Here is a 17,301-nt window from a genome sequence, read left to right on the forward strand (position 1 = left end):
CGCCGAGGACGGCGGCCGCGCCCCGGCGGCTCCACCGGACGGCCGAGTCCCCGGGTGTGCGACTCCGCCGGGGCGGAATCCCCGGCGGTTTTCTCGCGCCGCCCCGGGTTCAACGGCCGGACAGCCACTCCAGCAGCAGGCGGACGCCGAAGCCGGTCGCCCCCTTGGCGGACAGGCCCTCGTCCACCGTGCTGCGGCCGACGCCCGCGATGTCCAGGTGCGCCCACGGCCGCCCGCCGGTGAACTCGCGCAGGAACAGCGCCGCGGTGATCGAGCCCGCGCCGTAGGCGGACCCGACCTCGATGTTGGCCAGGTCGGCCACGGAGGACTCCAGCGCCGGGACGTAGTCGTCGATCAGCGGCATCCGCCAGAGCCGCTCTCCGCTGGCCTCCCCCGCCCCGGCCAGCTCCGCGGCCAGCCCGTCGTCGGAGGCGAAGAGCGCCCCCAGGCCCTTGCCCAGGGCGATGCCGATCGCCCCGGTCAGCGTGGCGATGTCCACCATGACGTCCGGGTCCAGCTCGGCGTCGGCGTAGGCCAGCGCGTCGGCCATCACCAGCCGGCCCTCGGCGTCGGTGTTGAGCACCTCGACGGTCCGCCCGCCGTACTGCGTGATCACGTCGCTGGGGCGCTGCGCCGTACCGGAGAAGGAGTTCTCCGCCGCGGCGACCAGGCCGGTGACGCGGACCCGCGCGCCGAGGGCGGCCAGCGCGCCCAGGACGGCGATGACGACCGCGCCGCCCGCCATGTCGGTCTTCATGAACTTCATGCCCTCGGTGGGCTTGAGCGAGAGGCCGCCGGTGTCGTAGGTGATGCCCTTGCCGACGAGGACCACGTGCCCGGTGGCCTCGCCCTCCGGCTCGTAGGAGAGCTGGATGAGCCGCGGCGGGCTCACCGAGCCCTGGCCGACGGCGAGGATGCCGCCGAACCCGCCGGCCCGCAGCTCCCGCTCGTCCCAGATCCTGGTGGCGACGCCCTGCTCCGCGGCGCGCTCGGCGAGCCAGGCGGGGGTCTTCACCGAGGCCGGGGTGTTGGCCAGGTCCCTGGCGAGCGCGACCGCGCCGGCCACGGCCCTGCCCCTGGCGATCCCGGACTCGACGGCCGCGGTCCCGGTCTCCCCGGTCTCCCTCGCGTCGCCGGTGCCGGTCTCCCCGGTCTCCGTCGCGTCGCCGGTCCCCCCGTCGTCCCCGGGGGTTCCGGTGACGAGCCGGATCGAGGCCACCGGCCGGGACGAGGGGGCGGTCTCGCCGATCCGGAAGGTGTAGGCGGCCAGCAGCGCGCCCTCCGTGAACGCGGCCACCGCTGCGGCGGACGCCCCGGGCGGCGGCACGACGGCGATCTCCTCGCGGCCCCTGCCCCGGCGGGTCACCGCCGCGCCCGCCTTGCGCAGCGCGTCGGCCGAGCCGTCGCCGATCCCGTATAGCAGGATCCGGCCGACGGCCTCGCCCCGGGCCACCGGCACCTCGACGATCTCCCCGGCCTCGCCCTTGGCCTCGTAGCAGGCCAGCAGCGCGGCGGCGGGCACGGGCAGCCCGACCGGCGGGTCGAGATCCGCCGCGAAGGGCACCGCGAGCAGCGCGGCGTCCTCCGGCGGCCGTGCGGCCGTACTGATCGAGGTCTCCAGGGGCACGTCGCTCATTCCTTCCATCGTGCAGGCCCCGGCCTCGGCACGGGGCCTCGGCGACTCCGGTGCGGGACCGGGGCGGAACGCCGCGGCCCTGGCGCGAGCCGCCGCGGGGGCGGCCCTGCGGCCAGGGCCGTGTCGTCGGACCGTGTCATCGGGCCGGTGTCAGCCGACGACCTTCTTCAGCTCCTCACCCAGGGCGCCGGCCTCGTCCGCGGAGAGCTCGACGACGAGCCGGCCGCCACCCTCCAGGGGAACCCGCATGACGATCCCCCTGCCTTCCTTGACGACCTCCAGCGGACCATCACCGGTCCTCGGCTTCATCGCCGCCATGCGTGTATCCCTTCCTGCTTCGGGCTCCGGATCTCCGACTGACCCGAGGGTGGCCGACGCATTCACGTCTTCTGTGATGTCCTATTATCCCGCCTCCACGCTCGGAATGGGAACGATCAGGTTCCAGGCCGGTTCCACCGGAGGCCCGATACCGTTGTCCGGGACCCCTGCGCCGACCAAACTGGTCCCTGTGAACGCCCGCGCCGCACTCTTCGACCTGTACGGTGACCACCTGCGCTCCCGGGGCGGCCGCGCGTCCGTCGCCGCCCTCGTCCGCCTGCTCGCCCCGTTGGAGATCGCGGCCCCGGCCGTGCGCACCGCCATCTCGCGCATGGTCCGGCAGGGCTGGCTCGCACCCGCCCGGCTGCCTCAGGGCCCCGGATACGAGGTCACCCCGAAATGCGTGCGGCGGCTCGACGAGGCCGCGCTGCGGATCTATCGGGCCGGGGCCGTCACCTGGTCGGGCCGGTGGCACCTGCTCGTGATCGAACCCGTGCGCGAGCGGCCCCGCCGGGAGCGGCTCAGGGCCGACCTGTCCTTCCTCGGCTACGCGCCGCTGACGGAGGGCACCTGGATCGGCCCGCACCCCTCGCCCGAGCTCGACCCGCTGCTCGCGGGCGAGGAGATCCACGCCGAGCGCTTCGAAGCGGTGCTCGACGGCGACCCCCGGGCGCTCGTCGCCCGCACCTGGGACCTGGACGCCATCGCGGCGGCCTACGAGGAGTGGCTGGCCCGGGCGGTGGAGCTGGTCGACTCGCTGCCGGACGACGCCGACGACGACCGGGTCTTCGCCGTCCGGAGCAGGCTGCTGCACGGCTGGCGCAACTTCCTCTTCCGCGACCCGGGCCTCCCCGCCGAGCTGCTGCCGGGCGGCTGGCCCGGGGACAAGGCCAGGGCCTACTTCGAGCGGGAGGCCGCGCGCCTGCTCCCGGCGGCCTCCGCGTTCGTGGACCGCCATCTCACCGAGCCGTGAGGGGATCCGGGTCCGCCCGGCTCCGGACCCGGAGCCGGCCCGCGGGCCCGGAGCCGGGCGGACCGGCGGGCCCGGAGCCGACCGGCGGGCCGCTAGACCCGGTCCCGGACCCAGCAGTCGGCGACGTGGTCGTTGACCAGGCCGATGGCCTGCATCAGCGCGTAGGCGGTGGTGGGGCCGACGAAGCGGAAGCCGTTCTTCTTCAGCTCCTTGGCCAGCGCCACCGAGCCCGGCGTCAGGGCGGGCACGTCCGCGCCGGTCGCGGGCGCCGGGGAACCGGGATCGGCGTGGCGCCAGACGAGGTCGGACAGGCCGACGCCGAGCGCGGCCCGCGCGTTGGAGATCGCCGCCTCGATCTTGGCCCGGTTGCGGACGATGCCCGGGTCGGCCAGGAGGCGGTCCACGTCGTCCTGGCCGAACGCGGCCACGGCGGGGATGGAGAAGCCCGCGAACGCGCTCCGGAAGTTCTCCCTCTTGCGCAGGATCGTGATCCACGACAGGCCCGACTGGAACGCCTCCAGGGTGAGCCGCTCGAACACCCGGTCGTCGCCCTCGACCGGGCGGCCCCACTCCTCGTCGTGGTAGGCGATGTACTCGGGGGCGGAGCTCACCCACCCGCACCGGACGAGCGCGGTCACCCGCGCCCCTCCTCGTCCGCGGGCCCGCCCGCCCGCCGCGCGGAGGCGGCGCCGGGCTCCCCGTCCGGCCCCGCCGGATCGTCCCGCGGGCCCTTCTCGGCCGCCTCCTCGGATCCGGCGCCCTCCGCTCCCCTCCGGGCTCCGGCGCCCTCCGGCTCCTCCGGGTCACCGGGGTCCTCCTGGCCGCCGGGCTCCTCCGGCTCCTCGAGGTCGTCGAGGTCGCCGAGGGAGGCGGGAACGGGGGCGGCGTCTTCGCGCGACTCGGCGAGATCCTCGCGGGGGGCGCCGGGCCGGTGCTCGGTGACCGGCCCGTACGCCGGACCGGCGTGCATCTCCTGCCGCGCCTGGAGCCTGCTCGCCAGCAGTTCCGACACCCGCTGCTCCAGCACCGCGATCCTGGTGTCCCGCTCGCTCAGTGCGGTCGCGGCGCGCTGCAGCGTCTCGTCCACGCTCTGCGTGTGGTAGCCGACCAGGCTCACCGGCAGTTGCAGGGCCATGAAGTCCACCGCGGTGAGCTGCCCGGCGGCGGGCAGGGCGAGCGGGGGCACGTCGGGGGCGAACTCCTTGAGCTCACCGCCCCTCCCCGTGGCGACCAGCACCACGCCGGCGAGAACGGCCAGGGCAGCGAGAACGAGTACGACCAGCACATACGAATCGTGCCACAACTCCCTTCCTCCGGGTTCCGTCCCGCGCATCCGGAAGATCTCGGGGCCAGGACCTATGATCGCCGCATGGCAGATCCCCTGGTGGTCGGAGCGGACGCGGAGGCCGGGCCCGACTGGGTCGAGGCCCACTCGATCGACGAGGTCGAGCGCCTCGTCCGGGCCGGGCGCACCGTCGTCGTCACGCCGTCGGAGCTGGCCCGGTCCTCGGCACGGATCTCCAAACGGGCGGCGGGGCCCGCCGAGGCCCCGGCGGGCACGGCGAACGCGACAGGCATGGCGGACGCGGCGGCCTCCGAGAAGGCCGGGGACGACGAGGCCGCCGAGCTCGCCGCCGCCGCGGTCTGCGCCTGGCTGGGCGCCCGGGTCTTCCGCACCGCCCGCCCGGACCAGGTACGGCTCGCGGTCGCGATGACCGAGTCCCTGGCCGGGAGGCGGCCGCCCGCGCTAGCCCGCCGTGGCCTCGCCTAGTTCGTCGAGGCTCGGCGCCAGACGCCCGGCCGGTTTCTCCAGAAGCTCGAACGCCTCCTCGACCGTGGTGGTCCAGGAGATCGCGTCGAAGACGCCGGCCCGGGTGAAGCCCTCCTCGTGCATGCCCCCCACCAGCGCCTTCAGCGGCGCGTAGAGGCCCCACGGATCCAGCAGGACCAGCGGCTTGTCGTGCAGCCCCAGCGTCCGCGCGGTCCAGATCTCGAAGAGCTCCTCCAGCGTGCCGATGCCGCCGGGGAGCACGAGGAAGGCGTCGGAGCGGGCGTCCATCGCCCCCTTGCGCTCGCGCATGTCGGCGGTGACGATCAGCTCGTCGGAGTCGGTGTCGGCCACCTCGATGTCCACCAGGGCCTGCGGGATCACCCCCACCGTGTGGCCGCCGCCCGCGCGGACCGCGCGGGCCACCGCGCCCATGCACGACACCCGCGCCCCGCCGCTGACCAGCGTGTGCCCGCGTCTGGCGAGCTCGGCTCCCACCTCCTCCGCCAGCCGCAGGTACTTGGGATCGATCCTCTGGCTCGAGGCCAGGAACACGCAGATGAACACCGGACAACCTTATTCCGCGGCGGCCACCGTGCCCTCCGCCGCCTCCTGCTCCTTCTCCAGCTGCTCCGACCTGCCCGCGTCCGCCTCGGCGATGATCCGTACGGCCTCGGCCGGGTCGTCGGTGACCTGGATCAGGTCGACGTCGGCCGGGGAGATCTTCCCCGTGGACACGAGCGTGGTCCTGATCCAGTCGAGCAGCCCGCCCCAGAACTCCGTGCCCAGCAGCACCACCGGGAAGGAGGTGACCTTGCGCGTCTGCACGAGCGTCAGCGCCTCGAACAGCTCGTCCAGCGTGCCGAAGCCGCCCGGCAGCGCGACGAATCCGCAGGCGTACTTCACGAACATCGTCTTGCGGACGAAGAAGTAACGGAACTCGATCCCGAGATCGACGTACTCGTTCATGCTCTGCTCGAAGGGGAGCTCGATGCCGAGGCCGACCGAGATCCCGCCCGCCTCGACCGCGCCCTTGTTCGCCGCCTCCATGCAGCCGGGTCCGCCACCGGTGATGACGGCGTAGCCCTCCTCGGCGAGCAGGCGGCCGATCTCCACTCCCAGGTCGTACTCGGGCGTGCCCGCAGGCGTGCGGGCCGAGCCGAAGACGGTCACCGCCTGGGGCAGTTCGGCCAGTTGACCGAACCCCTCGACGAACTCCGCCTGGATGCGCAGCACCCGCCAGGGGTCCATGTGCAGCCAGTCGGCCGGCCCTCTCCGATCGAGAAGCCGCTGGTCGTAGGTGGAGTCGGGGACGAGGCCGCCGCGGACGACCGCGGATCCCTGACGGCGCTCGGGACGTGTCTTCTTCATGCGATCACGCTAGCGCCGCTCCGGGAAAAATCTTGAAAATTCTCCGCGAAAACACGGAACCGGATTTCGACGAGCCCGCGTCTAACCGGCGAGGGTGCTGCTCGGGACTGAAAGTGGCTTTCCCCGCCAAATGGCCGGCGAGGAAAGCCACTTTCTCGTTTTCACGGCGGGTCCTCCGCCCCCGGAGCTCAGGAGAGCCAGGAGAGCAGGTGCCGCTCGGCTTCGGCGATCTTGGACAGTGAGGCGAACTCCCCGCGCTGGTGGGCCAGGTTCGGGTCGCCGGGGCCGTAGTTGACGGCCGGGACGCCCAGGCCGGAGAAGAGCGAGACGTCCGTCCAGCCGAGCTTGGCCCTCGGCACGCCGCCGACCGCCGTCACGAACGCCGCCGCCACCGGGTGGTTCAGGCCGGGCCTCGCGGCCGGGGCGCCGTCGGTGAAGCGGAGCTCGAACCCGTCGAACACCTCGCGCACGTGCTCGCGCGCCTCCTCCAGCGACAGGTCGGGGGCGAAGCGGTAGTTGACCGTCACCACGCACTCGTCGGGGATCACGTTGCCCGCGACGCCGCCGGTGACGCCGACCGCGTTCAGGCCCTCGTGGTACTCCAGCCCGTCCACGACCGGCGTCCTGGCCCGGTAGGCGTTCAGGACGTCCAGCACGGGCCCGGCGGCGTGGATCGCGTTGACGCCCAGCCAGGACCTGGCGCTGTGCGCCCGCTTGCCCCGGGTGACGACCTGCGCCCGCAGGGTGCCCTGGCAACCGCCCTCGATCACCCCGTCGGTGGGCTCCATCAGCACCGCGAAGTCCCCGGCGAGCCAGCCGGGGTGGTTCCGGCTGAGCCGGAGCAGCCCGTTGCGCTCGGCCTCGATCTCCTCGCAGTCGTAGAAGACGTAGGTCACGTCCCGGTTCGGCGCCTCCAGCGCGGCGGCCAGCTTCAGGGCGACCGCGACGCCGCTCTTCATGTCGGACGTGCCGCAGCCGTACAGCAGGTCGCCCTCGACCCGGCTGGGCAGGTTGTCCGCCACCGGGACCGTGTCGATGTGCCCGGCGATCACCACCCGCTCGCCCCGGCCGAGCTCGGTGCGGGCCACGACCGAGTCGCCGTCGCGCTCCACCCGCAGGTGCGGCAGGGCGCGCAGCGCCTCCTCCACCGCGTCGGCGAGCGCCTTCTCGTTCCCGCTCACCGACTCGACGTCCACGATCCGCGCGGTGAGCGCGCCGACGTCCTGGGTGAGGTCCAGCCGCGTGTCCATGCAGGCGACCCTACAACCGCCCGGCGCCGCCGTCCCGCCCCGTCCTCCGGCGGGCCGCGGACCGGTCCGGCGCCCGGTAGGTTCTTCACCGTGCGACGGCGGTTCTCCCCAGGTGTCATCGCGATCATCGCGATCGTAGCCGTGCTCGCGGTGGCCATCACCGTGGGCCTGTTCGCGTTGCTCGACCGGCCCTCGACGGACGAGGGCTGCCGGGTCACCGCCGCCGGGGGCACCCTCGACCTGGAGATCGAGCAGGCCCAGGTGGCCGCGGCCATCGCCGGCGTGGCCCACCGCCGCAAGCTGCCCGAGCGGGCCGTCGTGATCGCCTACGCCACGGGCATCCAGGAGTCCAAGCTGTACAACCTGCCGTTCGGCGACCGCGACTCCGTGGGCGTGTTCCAGCAGCGGCCCTCGCAGGGCTGGGGCACTCCCGAGCAGCTGCTCGACCCGGTCTACACCGCCGGCAGGTTCTTCGCGGGGCTGGTCAAGGTGAAGGACTACCGGAAGATCCCGCTGCACGAGGCCGCCCAGGAGGTGCAGCGCTCGGCCGACGGCTCGCTGTACGCCCAGCACGAGGAGAACGCGAAGATCCTGGCCGCGGCGTTCACCGGGCGGGCGCCCGGCGCGCTGCACTGCTGGTTCCCCCTGGAGGGCGGCGAGACGCCCGTCCCGGCCCCCGCGCCGGCCAAGGCGACCAAGGAGCTGGCCCGCACGCTCGGCGCCGGGACCACCCTCAAGGCGGCCTCCCGGAGGCAGGGCTGGCTGATCGCCTCCTGGTCCCTCGCCCACGCCCAGAGGTACGGCCTGCGCCGCATCGGCTACGACGGCCGTTCCTGGACCGCGGAGGGCGGCGAGGAGCAGGGCTGGACGGCCGACCCCGGCGCCTCCCGGGGTGCGGTCCGGATCTCCTAGCCCCTGCTCAGGATCGTGATCGACCCGGGCGGCAGCGACCGGGCGTAGGAGGAGTTCCAGCCCTCGCCCTGCACGCGCTCGAAGGAGAGCAGCCGGCCGTCGGCGGCGCGGTAGTCGGCGAAGTCGAGCAGCCCCCGGTCGGGCATCCCGGTGAAGCCCTCCGAGCGGAACGCCGCGGTGCCCCGGTCGGCGGGGAAGAACTCCACCCCCTCCACGATGATCATCGACTTGGCCGGGACCATCCCCTCGGACGGAACCGGCGTCCACAGCAGCACCTCCAGGTGGGGTGCGTCACCGGGGGCCTGGCCGGGGTGCATCTCGACCGAGAGCCACTGGCGGTGGCGGGTCCCGTCGTCGAGGAGGTACTCCGTCCACTGCACGCCCTGCCGCGACAGGTGCATCGCGCCGAGCACGCGGGCCCGCACGCCCTGGTGGTCGATCGTGTCGCCGACCTTGATCGTGCGGGGGTCGGGGTAGTCGATGCCGACATGGCCCGAGGCCTCGGGTCCGGGCGGCGGAGGAGACGGGGCCGCGGACCGCGGCGGCCCGGCCGTCCCGGCGGGCGCGGTGGTCGCCTCGCCGGACGACGCGGGCCCGGACGTCCTGCGGTCCTGGCGGGTGGTCGCGTAGAACGCTCCCAGCAGCAGGACCGCGGTCAGCACGCTCAGGCCGAGTATCACGGCGACCTCAGGGGTCATGCCGCGCGATCCTACTGGAGGCGGCGCACCGCCGCACCGATGCGTTCGTCGCTCGCCGTCAGGGCGATCCGGACATGTCCCTCACCGGCCGTGCCGTAGAACTCCCCCGGTGCGACGAGGATCCCCTTCCCGGCGAGAGCGCGCACCTGGTCCCAGCAGCCGGTGCCGTCGGACGCCCACAGGTAGAGCCCGGCGGCGGAGTGCTCGATCCGCCAGCCCGCGGCCTCCAGCGTGGGGCGGAGCACCGCCCGCCGGGCCGCGTAGCGGGTCCGCTGCTCCTCGGCGTGCGCGTCGTCGTCCAGCGCCGCGGTCATCGCCGCCTGGACCGGCGCCGGGACCATCATGCCCGCGTGCTTGCGGACCTCCAGCAGCCGCTTGACCAGCGCGGGGTCGCCGGCGACGAAACCCGCGCGGTAGCCGGCCAGGTTGGAGCGCTTGGAGAGCGAGTGCACCGCGAGCAGTCCCTCGTGGGAGCCGCCGCACACGTCCGGGTGGAGGATCGAGATCGGCTCCTCCTCCCAGCCCAGCTCGATGTAGCACTCGTCGGAGGCGACGACCGCGCCGTGCTCGCGCGCCCAGGAGACGACCTTGCGCAGGTGCTCGGCGGGCAGGACCCGGCCGGTGGGGTTGGACGGGGAGTTCACCCAGACCAGCGGCACCCGCTCCGGCCCGAGCGCGACCAGCCCGTCCGTGGCGTACGGCTCCGCGCCCGCGAGGCGGGCGCCCACGTCGTAGGTGGGGTAGGCCAGCTCGGGGAAGATCACCCGCTGGCCGGGCCCGACGCCCAGCAGCGTCGGCAGCCAGGCCACGAACTCCTTGGAACCGATCAGCGGCAGCACGGCCGCCGGGTCGACGGCCACGCCGTGCCTGCGCCGCAGCCAGCCGGCCGCGGCGGCGCGCAGCCGCTCGGTGCCATAGGTCAGCGGGTAGCCGGGGCTGTCGGAGGCGTCCGCCAGCGCCCGCCGTACGACGTCGGGCACCGGGTCGACGGGGGTGCCCACCGACAGGTCGACGATCCCGTCGGGATGCTCCAGCGCCAGTTCCTTGTACGGCGTGAGGCGGTCCCAGGGGAAGTCAGGCAGCCCGATCACAGTTCTCTCCGCTGTCGCGCCCCGGCCCGGGGCGAGCGGGGGAAGGTCGTCGGTGGGTCCGGTCGGCGGGGGCCGCGTCCTCGGCGATGTCCTTCGCTACGGCCTTCGACGGCCTTGGCGATCCTTCGCGCGCGCGCCGCCCCCGCCCGAGGCCGTCTAGTGCTCCTCGGCCTGCGGCGGCAGGGCCGCGACGACCGGGTGGTCCTTCTCGATCTTTCCGACCTTGGAGGCGCCGCCGGGCGAGCCGAGGTCTTCGAAGAAGTCCACGTTCGCCTTGTAGAAGTCCTTCCACTGCTCGGGAAGGTCGTCCTCGTAGAAGATCGCCTCGACGGGGCAGACAGGCTCGCACGCACCGCAGTCCACACACTCGTCGGGGTGGATGTAGAGCATGCGCTCGCCCTCGTAGATGCAATCGACGGGGCACTCCTCGATGCACGCCTTGTCAAGCACGTCCACGCAAGGCTGCGCGATGACGTAGGTCACCTCGGGCTCCTTCTTCTTTACGCACCTAGGCACGACTTCGACCGCGGGTTGCTACGCCCTAGTATTGCCGTGCCCACCGGGACTCTGAAACGGGAGGGGGGCAAACGAGATGAATCCTGGCTTCGGCGCCCGCCTCAGCATCACCATAACCCCCGCTGACGTGGGGAAAAGAGTAACGACCCGGAGAAGGGTCCCGGAGGGTTTCCGGGACGCCGTCGGCGAGCTGGAATTCTGGCGGGACGGAGTGCTCGGCGTGCGCAGGCGCGGCGGAGCCCTGGTCGAGATCGACGAGCGGACCCTCGTTGCGGCCAAAGTCGTCCCGGGCCGGGCGTAAGCCGTTCACCAAGAACGGTCGCGCCTCCTCGACCGCCGCGATCACCGCCAAGAGTATGCCCGGTGTGACTGCACGCACCCGATTCGCCATCGCCACCGCCGTGGTCCTCGCCGCCGCGATCACCGGATGCGGCGGCGCGCCGGCCACCGAGGGCACGCCGCTGCCTCCGGTGAAGCTCCAGGCCGCCTCCCTGGAGGAGGGCTTCACCAGCATGGAGCGCCTCGTCGAGGCGGCCAGGAAGGAGGGCTCGCTCAACGTGGTCGGGCTCTCCCGGGACTGGGTGAACTACGGCGAGGTCATCGACGCCTTCTCCGACGAGTACGGCATCGAGGTGAAGGAGCTCGAACCCGGGGCGGGCGGCCGGCGGGCGATCGAGGCGGCCGGGCACCTCAAGCCCGACGTGTTCGACCTGAGCCTGGAGGTGGCGGTCGCCGAGGCGGACTCCCTGGCCCCCTACAAGGTCCGCGGCTGGCAGGACCTCCCGGACCACCTCAAGGACCACTCCGGGAAGTGGTACGCGGCCTACGGCGGCTACATGTCCATCGGGTACGACGCGCGCCGGGTCGCGGCCCCGGCCTCCTACGCCGACCTCCTCAAGCCGGGCCACGCCGTGTGGCTGCCCGGGGACCCGCGGCGGAACGCGGCCGCCTTCGGCGCCGTGATGTCGGCCTCCCTGCGCGGCGGCCGGGCCGACGCGGAGCGGGGCGTGGAGTTCTTCGACGACCTGGCGGCGGCCGGGAACCTGGTGACCGACGGGCGGCCGCCCTCGGTCGCGCTGGACTGGGACTTCCTCAACGCCGCGCGGGCCGCCGGGGAGCCGGGGGCGGGCGGGCCCGACTGGAGGGTGGCGATCCCCGGCGACGCCGTGATCGCCTCCTACCACGTCCAGGCCGTCAGCGCCGCCGCGCCGCACCCCGCCGCGGCCCGGCTCTGGCAGGAGTTCCTGTTCTCCGACCGGGGCCAGAACCTGTTCCTGAAGGGGTACGCCCGGCCCGTCCGGATGGAGGCCATGCGGATGAACGGCACCCTGGACGCCGAGCTCGCCGCCCGGCTCCCGGCGACGAAGGCCCGGCCGGTGGTCCTCACCGTTCCGGAGACGGACGCGGCGAAGACCGTGGTCACGCGCGAGTGGGACCGCGACGCCGGTTGACCGGGGGATCGGTGTGACCGCTGCGTCGCGGGATGTCCGAGGCTCTAAAGTGTCCGGAGGGTACTGGTGAGAGGCCGGGCGGCCTCGGAATGTGAGCTGATCATCGTGCGATACGACACGCCGAGCCTGATGACGTGGAACGCTCGCACCTACGACGGCGGCTTCGGATACGTCTCGGCGCACGGCGCCCCCCTGGTCGACCTGCTGGACCCCCGGCCCGGGGAGCGGATCGTGGACCTCGGCTGCGGCACCGGCGTGCTGACGGCGGAGATCGCCTCCCGGGGCGCGCACGTCCTGGGGATCGACGGCTCCCCCGCCATGATCGAGAAGGCTCTGGCGCAGTACCCCGGGCTGGACTTCATCGTCGGCGACGGACGCGACTTCGTGGTCGCGCAGCCGTACGACGCGGTCTTCTCCAACGCGGCCCTGCACTGGATGGGGAGCGAGCCCGACGCGGTGATCTCCAGTGTCCGGGAGGCGCTGGCCCCGGGCGGCCGGTTCGTGGCCGAGATGGGCGGGGCGGGCAACTGCGCCGCGCTGACGGCGGCGGTCTCCACCGCCTGGCGGGAGCACGGGCTGCCCGATCCGGACCTGCCGTGGTACTTCCCTACCCCCGCCGAGTACGCCGGCCGGCTGGAGAAGGGCGGCTTCGTCGTCCGAATTCTCGAGTACTTCGACCGGCCGACTCCACTTGACGAATGCCCCAACGGAGCGGCGGACTGGGTACGGATGTTCGCCGGTTCGCTGCTGCACCAGCTCCCCGCGGAGCTGATCGAATCCCTGCTGCGACGGGTGAACGAGCTGGCAGCGCCCGCACTGCGGCGGGAGACCGGCTGGATGGCCGACTACGTGCGGCTCCGGTTCGCGGCCGTCCGCCGCTGAGCCCGCTGAGACCACCCGATGCGCTAAGGCGATTTGCCAGACTATGGTCTGTTCCATGAGTCTCGTTCTCCAGCGACGAGGAACGACTCGGGCAAATCAGAGGTGCTGGTGAAGGGTGCGGATGAACGTCTGTCTGAGTGACCTCGTGCCGCCGTTGCGCTGGAGCGACGCGGCCGCGATCCCGCTCCTGCGCGACCAGCCCGATCTGCCGGACGCCTGGTGGCGCAGCCTGCCCTTGCCCGCGGTGCTCGCCGTGCTGGGGCCCGAGCGGCTCGCGGAGATCGTCACGGAGATCGCCCTGGAGCACTGGCCCGCCGCGTCGGTGGGCGACGTCCTGCCCGCCCTGTACGTCCTGGACCCCGACGAGGCCGACGAACCCTGTACGGCCATCGCCCTCGACCGGGCCGGCTCCTGGCCTGGGCTGCTCTCCTTCACCGGTCACGACCTGCGGGACCAGCCCTTCGTGCAGCCCCGCCCGCTGCTGCACACGCTCTTCGGCGCGGTCTTCGCCCGGCTCTCCCCGGTGCCCGGCGGTTCCCGGACCGCGGCCGGATCCGAGGCCGCCCCTGAACCCGTGCGGGGGACCGCGTCCGAACCCGTGCGCGGATCCGGCTCCACGGGCTTCAGCGTCTTCGAGCCCGCCCCCTTCCCGGAGCACACGACCGGGCCGGAGCCGGAAGCCGGGCACGAGCCCGAACCGGAAGCCGAGCACGAACCGGAAGCCGAGCACGAACCCGGGCCCCGGCTCACCGGAGCGGGCGGCGTGCCGGAGGAGCCCGCGGTCCCGGCGTTCGCGGACGAGGCGGAGGACGGGACCGCGGACGAGGCCGGAGCCGAGGCCCGGGACGAAGCCGAGGCCGAGCCCGGGGACGAGGCCGCGGACGCGGACGCGGACGCGGACGCGGACGCGGACGCGGACGAGCCCGGGGATGGGGCCGAGGCCGCCGGGCAGGACGTGCCGCGACGCGCGCCCAGCCTGCACGCGCTGCTCGACACGGCCTTCCTCGACCTGGAGGATCTGAGCTGGGCCGTCGCGCAGAACAGGGTCTTCACCGACGATCCCGCGGCGGTGGAGTCGCTGTCCAAGCTCTTCGCGGTCCAGCCCGAGGTGGTCCGGGACGCCGAGGCCGAGCTGCGCGCACGGCTGCGGCGCTGGCTCGCCTCCGATGAGGCTGCGCCGTACCGCGACCACCTGACCGCGCTCAGGAAGACCCTCGGCAAGGCCGCGCCCGTCGACCGGCTGATCGACGCGGCCGACTGGCACGCGTGGGAGCTGCACTCCCTCGACGTGCCCGCCTGGCAGTTCGTGCTGGCGACCCTGCCCGACTACTACCTCGTCGGCGACTGGCTGGTGGACGGTGACATCGCCGACCTGCGCCACCGGACCCGCGACCTGATCAGCAGCGCCGAGCGCCCGCCGACCGTCGGCCGGGCCCTCGAACTGGTCTCCACCCTCGGCATCCACCCCGAGGTCGCCAAGGAGTGGCTGGAGAACGTGCCGCAGCTGCGCATCCTCGGCGCCGGAGAGTCGGCCCGCCGCGCCAACGGCGCGTCCCCGCGGCAGGCCCCGTCCCGCCCGGAACCGCACCCGGAACCGGACCCGGCGCCCGCGCGGCCCGGTCCGGAACCCGCCCGGCGGGACGGTCCCGAGCCCTTCCGGCAGGACCGCCCGGAACCCGCCCGGCAGAGCGGCCCGGAGCCCTTCCGGGAACCGGCCGGCGAGGCGGGACCGCCGTCGCCGCCCGGGGCCGCGGACCCCTTCGGCGCCGCGTCCTCCCCCGGCAGGCCCGGCTTCTTCGAGTCCTCGTTCCCGCCCGACGCCGCCGCCCGGCCGCTCAAGGACGTGTCGCTCACCCGGCGCTGCTTCCGGCAGCCGGACGGCCGCTGGTGGCTGCGGGTCGACATCACCGCCGACCACCTCGCGGGCGCCGAGTGCCCGCTGCCCAGCGGGTTCGCCGCCTACCTGGGCATGGCCCCCGGCGACAGCCGTACGGTCACCAGCATGGTCGGCGAGATGACGCTGCGCTGGCGCGACCGGCCGGTCCTGGAGTCGCTCGTGCTCCTCCTGCACGACGTGGGCGCCAAGGAGGGCGGCCACCTGTTCCTGACGCTGTCCGAGGAGGGGGTGCTGCGCGCCCGGCACCTGCCCGCCGCGGCCTCCGGGACCGAACCGATCGCGCGGGCCCTGCGGCTGGTGGGCTACACCGCGCCGAGCGGCACGCCCGAGCAGGCCGCCAGGGTCATCGCCACCCGGATCGGGATGACGGGGCCGGTGAGCCAGGCCGACCTCCTGGCCCGCCTGCGCGAGCGCGGTGACCGCGACCTGCAGTCCCTCCTGGCGTAGCCGATGCCCCGACTCGCGATCGCCCCGGAGTTCCCCGTGGAGCTCAGCGCGCTGCCCCAGCCGGCGCGCCGGGACGCGCTGGTCTCCGTACGCAGGTTCCTGCAGAACACGGCCGGTGCGCCGCACCCGGAGCGGGTCAGGGGCGCCAGGGACGACCGCGTCGCGACGCTCCGCCTGGCCGAGCGGCACCGCGGTGTGGTGGTCCGGCAGCGGGACGTCCACTGGCTGCTGACCGTCCTGCCGGACGCCGAGGCGTGGGCCTACGCCCGGCGGTACCGCTTCGGGGTCAACCCCGTGATCGGCGTGGTGGAGGTGTGGGACGCCGAGGCGCTGGAGCGCGTGGAGACGGCGATCCGCAGGTCCGCGGCGTCGTTCCCGGCCCGGCTGTTCGCCGACACCTGCGACACCGACCTGATCGAACTGGGCGTCGACCACCGCTTCCTGCCCCTGGTCCGGCTGATCACCGATGAGCTGACGCTGGAGGCGCTGGAGCCGCTGCTCCCGCCGACGCAGTACGTCCCGCTGGCCGCGCTCGCCAGGGGGGAGTCCGTCGCCGCGGCCTGGCGGGAGCTCGACGCCTGCCGCGCGGTCGACGCCGCCCCCGGTCCGGCCGGCGCCGCCGCCCCGATCGACCCCGACGACCTCGCCGCCGCGCTCGTGCGCAGTCCGGACCGCGCCGTCTTCACCGCGGACCCGCGCGAGCTGAACCACGTGCTCGACGCGCCCGGCTGGTGCGTGTTCCTGCACCCCGCCCAGCACCGGCTCGCCTACCGGGAGTCCTGCGACCGGCCGGTCCTGGTCACCGGCGGCGCGGGCACCGGCAAGACCGTCCTCGCCCTGCACCGGGCCGCCTTCCTGGCCGCGCGCGGCGCGGGCCCGGTCCTGCTGGTCACCTTCTCCCAGGGACTGAGCGGCGAGCTCGCCTCCCGGCTCGACCTGCTGATCGAGGACGCGGTGGTCCGCAAGCGCGTCGAGGTCGGCAACGTGGACCGGCTGGCCCACCGCATCGTCTCCGACGCCGAGGGGCACCCGCCCGTCCTGGTCGGCTCCGAGGAGCTGGGCGCGCTCTGGCGGGAGGCCGCCGGCGGCCGCAGCCCGGCGTTCCTGCTGCGCGAGTGGGAGCAGGTCATCCTGGCGCAGAACCTGCGCACCCTGGACGAGTACCTGTCCGCCCCCCGGCCGGGCCGCGGCGTCGTGCTCCCCGCGGACGAGCGCGCCGCCGTGTGGGCGGCGGTCGGGCACGTCACCGGGCGGCTGGCCGAGCGCGGCAAGCGCACCCTGCTCCAGCTCGCCGCCGAGGCGTCGATCCTGCTCGGCCAGAGCACCGGGGACCTGCTGGAGGAGGCCGCGCCCCGGCGGGAGCCGTACCGGCACATCGTGGTGGACGAGGCGCAGGACCTGCACCCCGTGCAGTGGCGGCTGCTGCGCGCCGCGGTGCCGCACGCGCCGGACGACCTGTTCATCGTGGGCGACCCGCACCAGCGGGTCCTCGACACCCGCGTATCACTCGCCTCGCTCGGGATCGACGCGGTCCAGCAGCGGCTTCAGGTGTCCCATCGCCTTCCGGGGGAAATCCTCTCCTGGGGGGTACGGCTGCGCGGGGGCGGACCGGCCGACGGGCTGGTGGCCGGAGTGCAGGAGCTGTACGGTTTCCGCGCCACCCGACACGGCCCGCATCCCGTGGTCCGCGCCTACGACTCACCGGAGGACGAGCTGAACGGTCTGGTATCCCACGTCTGGCGGTGGATCCGGGAGGACGGCGTGCCTCCGGAGGAGATCGCCGTGGCCGCCAGGACCGCCGGGCTCGTCCGGGAGGCCAGGGCCGCCCTGCGGGATTCGGGGGTGCGGGTGACCACGCTGCACGGCATGAAGGGGCGGGAGTTCCGGCGGGTGGCCGTGATCGGCGTCGCCGACGGGGTGGTGCCCGCCCCCGACTCGCTCACCCCGGCCGAGGAGGACCTCTCGGCGCGGGCGCACGACCTCCAGCGCGAACGGGGCCTGCTGTACGTGGCCTGCACCCGGGCGCGGGAACTGCTCTACGTCTCCCACTCCGGGCGGGCCAGCCCGTTCCTTCCCATCTGATCACATACT

General features: G+C 73.9%; 18 protein-coding genes. 8 read left to right on the forward strand and 10 right to left on the reverse strand.

The window, feature by feature from the left end:
• Positions 1–109: 109 nt before the first annotated feature.
• Complete coding sequence (locus tag HS048_RS33700) at positions 110–1,636, reverse strand: M17 family metallopeptidase (RefSeq protein WP_230882428.1); 1,527 nt, start codon at positions 1,634–1,636, stop codon at positions 110–112.
• Between the two features lie 150 nt (positions 1,637–1,786).
• Complete coding sequence (locus HS048_RS33705; protein WP_068901342.1) at positions 1,787–1,954, reverse strand: DUF3117 domain-containing protein; 168 nt, start codon at positions 1,952–1,954, stop codon at positions 1,787–1,789.
• 190 nt (positions 1,955–2,144) lie between these two features.
• Here HS048_RS33705 and HS048_RS33710 point away from each other — a divergent pair, with 190 nt between their 5' ends.
• A complete protein-coding gene (locus HS048_RS33710) occupies positions 2,145–2,927 on the forward strand; it encodes a PaaX family transcriptional regulator C-terminal domain-containing protein (RefSeq protein WP_068901341.1) in 783 nt (260 codons plus the stop codon).
• A 92-nt stretch (positions 2,928–3,019) separates the two neighbouring features.
• Here the strand turns inward: HS048_RS33710 and HS048_RS33715 are convergent, their stop codons facing one another.
• The gene (locus HS048_RS33715) at positions 3,020–3,565 is read right to left on the reverse strand and encodes a DNA-3-methyladenine glycosylase I (protein ID WP_068901339.1); all 546 of its coding nucleotides are present in this window, start codon (positions 3,563–3,565) and stop codon (positions 3,020–3,022) included.
• Entirely contained in the window at positions 3,562–4,212 is a 651-nt protein-coding gene (locus HS048_RS33720) for a hypothetical protein (protein ID WP_196469879.1), read from the reverse strand. The genes HS048_RS33715 and HS048_RS33720 overlap by 4 nt, the downstream gene beginning before the upstream one ends.
• 84 nt (positions 4,213–4,296) lie before the next feature.
• On the opposite strand from HS048_RS33720, the gene HS048_RS33725 reads away from it, so the two are divergent.
• Positions 4,297–4,698, forward strand: a complete 402-nt coding sequence (locus HS048_RS33725; protein ID WP_230882429.1) for a hypothetical protein — start codon at positions 4,297–4,299, stop codon at positions 4,696–4,698.
• On the opposite strand, the gene HS048_RS33730 is transcribed toward HS048_RS33725, so the two are convergent.
• The 3 genes from HS048_RS33730 to dapE form a co-directional block, all read right to left on the reverse strand.
• The gene (locus HS048_RS33730; RefSeq protein ID WP_068901336.1) at positions 4,675–5,262 is read right to left on the reverse strand and encodes a TIGR00730 family Rossman fold protein; all 588 of its coding nucleotides are present in this window, start codon (positions 5,260–5,262) and stop codon (positions 4,675–4,677) included. The two genes, HS048_RS33725 and HS048_RS33730, sit on opposite strands and share 24 nt — an antisense overlap.
• Positions 5,263–5,271: 9 nt before the next feature.
• Positions 5,272–6,066, reverse strand: a complete 795-nt coding sequence (locus HS048_RS33735) for a TIGR00730 family Rossman fold protein (RefSeq protein WP_196469880.1) — start codon at positions 6,064–6,066, stop codon at positions 5,272–5,274.
• 188 nt (positions 6,067–6,254) lie between these two features.
• Positions 6,255–7,316: a succinyl-diaminopimelate desuccinylase gene (gene dapE, locus HS048_RS33740; RefSeq protein ID WP_068901332.1), complete on the reverse strand. Its 1,062-nt coding sequence runs from the start codon at positions 7,314–7,316 to the stop codon at positions 6,255–6,257.
• Between the two features lie 90 nt (positions 7,317–7,406).
• Here dapE and HS048_RS33745 point away from each other — a divergent pair, with 90 nt between their 5' ends.
• The gene (locus HS048_RS33745) at positions 7,407–8,228 is read left to right on the forward strand and encodes a hypothetical protein (protein WP_196469881.1); all 822 of its coding nucleotides are present in this window, start codon (positions 7,407–7,409) and stop codon (positions 8,226–8,228) included.
• On the opposite strand, the gene HS048_RS33750 is transcribed toward HS048_RS33745, so the two are convergent.
• The 3 genes from HS048_RS33750 to fdxA form a co-directional block, all read right to left on the reverse strand.
• A complete protein-coding gene (locus HS048_RS33750; RefSeq protein ID WP_068901328.1) occupies positions 8,225–8,926 on the reverse strand; it encodes a DUF4178 domain-containing protein in 702 nt (233 codons plus the stop codon). The genes HS048_RS33745 and HS048_RS33750 overlap by 4 nt on opposite strands.
• Positions 8,927–8,937: 11 nt before the next feature.
• Positions 8,938–10,017 (reverse strand): succinyldiaminopimelate transaminase, encoded by a 1,080-nt coding sequence (gene dapC, locus HS048_RS33755; protein WP_196469882.1) that lies wholly within the window; start codon positions 10,015–10,017, stop codon positions 8,938–8,940.
• 156 nt (positions 10,018–10,173) lie between these two features.
• Positions 10,174–10,500 (reverse strand): ferredoxin, encoded by a 327-nt coding sequence (gene fdxA / locus HS048_RS33760; protein ID WP_068901325.1) that lies wholly within the window; start codon positions 10,498–10,500, stop codon positions 10,174–10,176.
• A gap of 160 nt (positions 10,501–10,660) precedes the next feature.
• Here fdxA and HS048_RS33765 point away from each other — a divergent pair, with 160 nt between their 5' ends.
• The 5 genes from HS048_RS33765 (at position 10,661) to HS048_RS33785 (ending at position 17,292) form a co-directional block, all read left to right on the forward strand.
• Positions 10,661–10,834 carry a hypothetical protein gene (locus HS048_RS33765; protein ID WP_307729019.1) on the forward strand — a complete coding sequence of 58 codons (174 nt, stop codon included), beginning with the start codon at positions 10,661–10,663 and terminating at the stop codon, positions 10,832–10,834.
• A gap of 55 nt (positions 10,835–10,889) precedes the next feature.
• On the forward strand, positions 10,890–11,984 hold the full coding sequence (locus tag HS048_RS33770; RefSeq protein ID WP_196469883.1) for an extracellular solute-binding protein: 1,095 nt from the start codon (positions 10,890–10,892) through the stop codon (positions 11,982–11,984).
• Positions 11,985–12,089: 105 nt separating this feature from the next.
• Positions 12,090–12,866, forward strand: coding sequence for a trans-aconitate 2-methyltransferase (locus tag HS048_RS33775; RefSeq protein WP_084008820.1), 777 nt, complete (start codon positions 12,090–12,092; stop codon positions 12,864–12,866).
• A 121-nt stretch (positions 12,867–12,987) separates the two neighbouring features.
• Positions 12,988–15,210: a hypothetical protein gene (locus HS048_RS33780; RefSeq protein WP_196469884.1), complete on the forward strand. Its 2,223-nt coding sequence runs from the start codon at positions 12,988–12,990 to the stop codon at positions 15,208–15,210.
• A 3-nt stretch (positions 15,211–15,213) separates the two neighbouring features.
• Positions 15,214–17,292, forward strand: coding sequence for a UvrD-helicase domain-containing protein (locus HS048_RS33785; protein WP_196469885.1), 2,079 nt, complete (start codon positions 15,214–15,216; stop codon positions 17,290–17,292).
• The last annotated feature ends 9 nt before the right edge of the window (positions 17,293–17,301 follow it).

The sequence above is a fragment of the Planomonospora sp. ID91781 genome, from assembly GCF_015711595.1.
Classification (GTDB): domain Bacteria; phylum Actinomycetota; class Actinomycetes; order Streptosporangiales; family Streptosporangiaceae; genus Planomonospora; species Planomonospora parontospora.

Coding starts and splice junctions, on each gene's coding strand:
- HS048_RS33700 (WP_230882428.1), bottom strand. CDS start 1,636: ATGAGCGACGTGCCCCTGGAGACCTCGATCAGTACGGCCGCACGGCCG.
- HS048_RS33705 (WP_068901342.1), bottom strand. CDS start 1,954: ATGGCGGCGATGAAGCCGAGGACCGGTGATGGTCCGCTGGAGGTCGTC.
- HS048_RS33725 (WP_230882429.1), top strand. CDS start 4,297: ATGGCAGATCCCCTGGTGGTCGGAGCGGACGCGGAGGCCGGGCCCGAC.
- HS048_RS33735 (WP_196469880.1), bottom strand. CDS start 6,066: ATGAAGAAGACACGTCCCGAGCGCCGTCAGGGATCCGCGGTCGTCCGC.
- dapE (WP_068901332.1), bottom strand. CDS start 7,316: ATGGACACGCGGCTGGACCTCACCCAGGACGTCGGCGCGCTCACCGCG.
- HS048_RS33750 (WP_068901328.1), bottom strand. CDS start 8,926: ATGACCCCTGAGGTCGCCGTGATACTCGGCCTGAGCGTGCTGACCGCG.
- HS048_RS33770 (WP_196469883.1), top strand. CDS start 10,890: ATGCCCGGTGTGACTGCACGCACCCGATTCGCCATCGCCACCGCCGTG.
- HS048_RS33780 (WP_196469884.1), top strand. CDS start 12,988: ATGAACGTCTGTCTGAGTGACCTCGTGCCGCCGTTGCGCTGGAGCGAC.
- HS048_RS33785 (WP_196469885.1), top strand. CDS start 15,214: ATGCCCCGACTCGCGATCGCCCCGGAGTTCCCCGTGGAGCTCAGCGCG.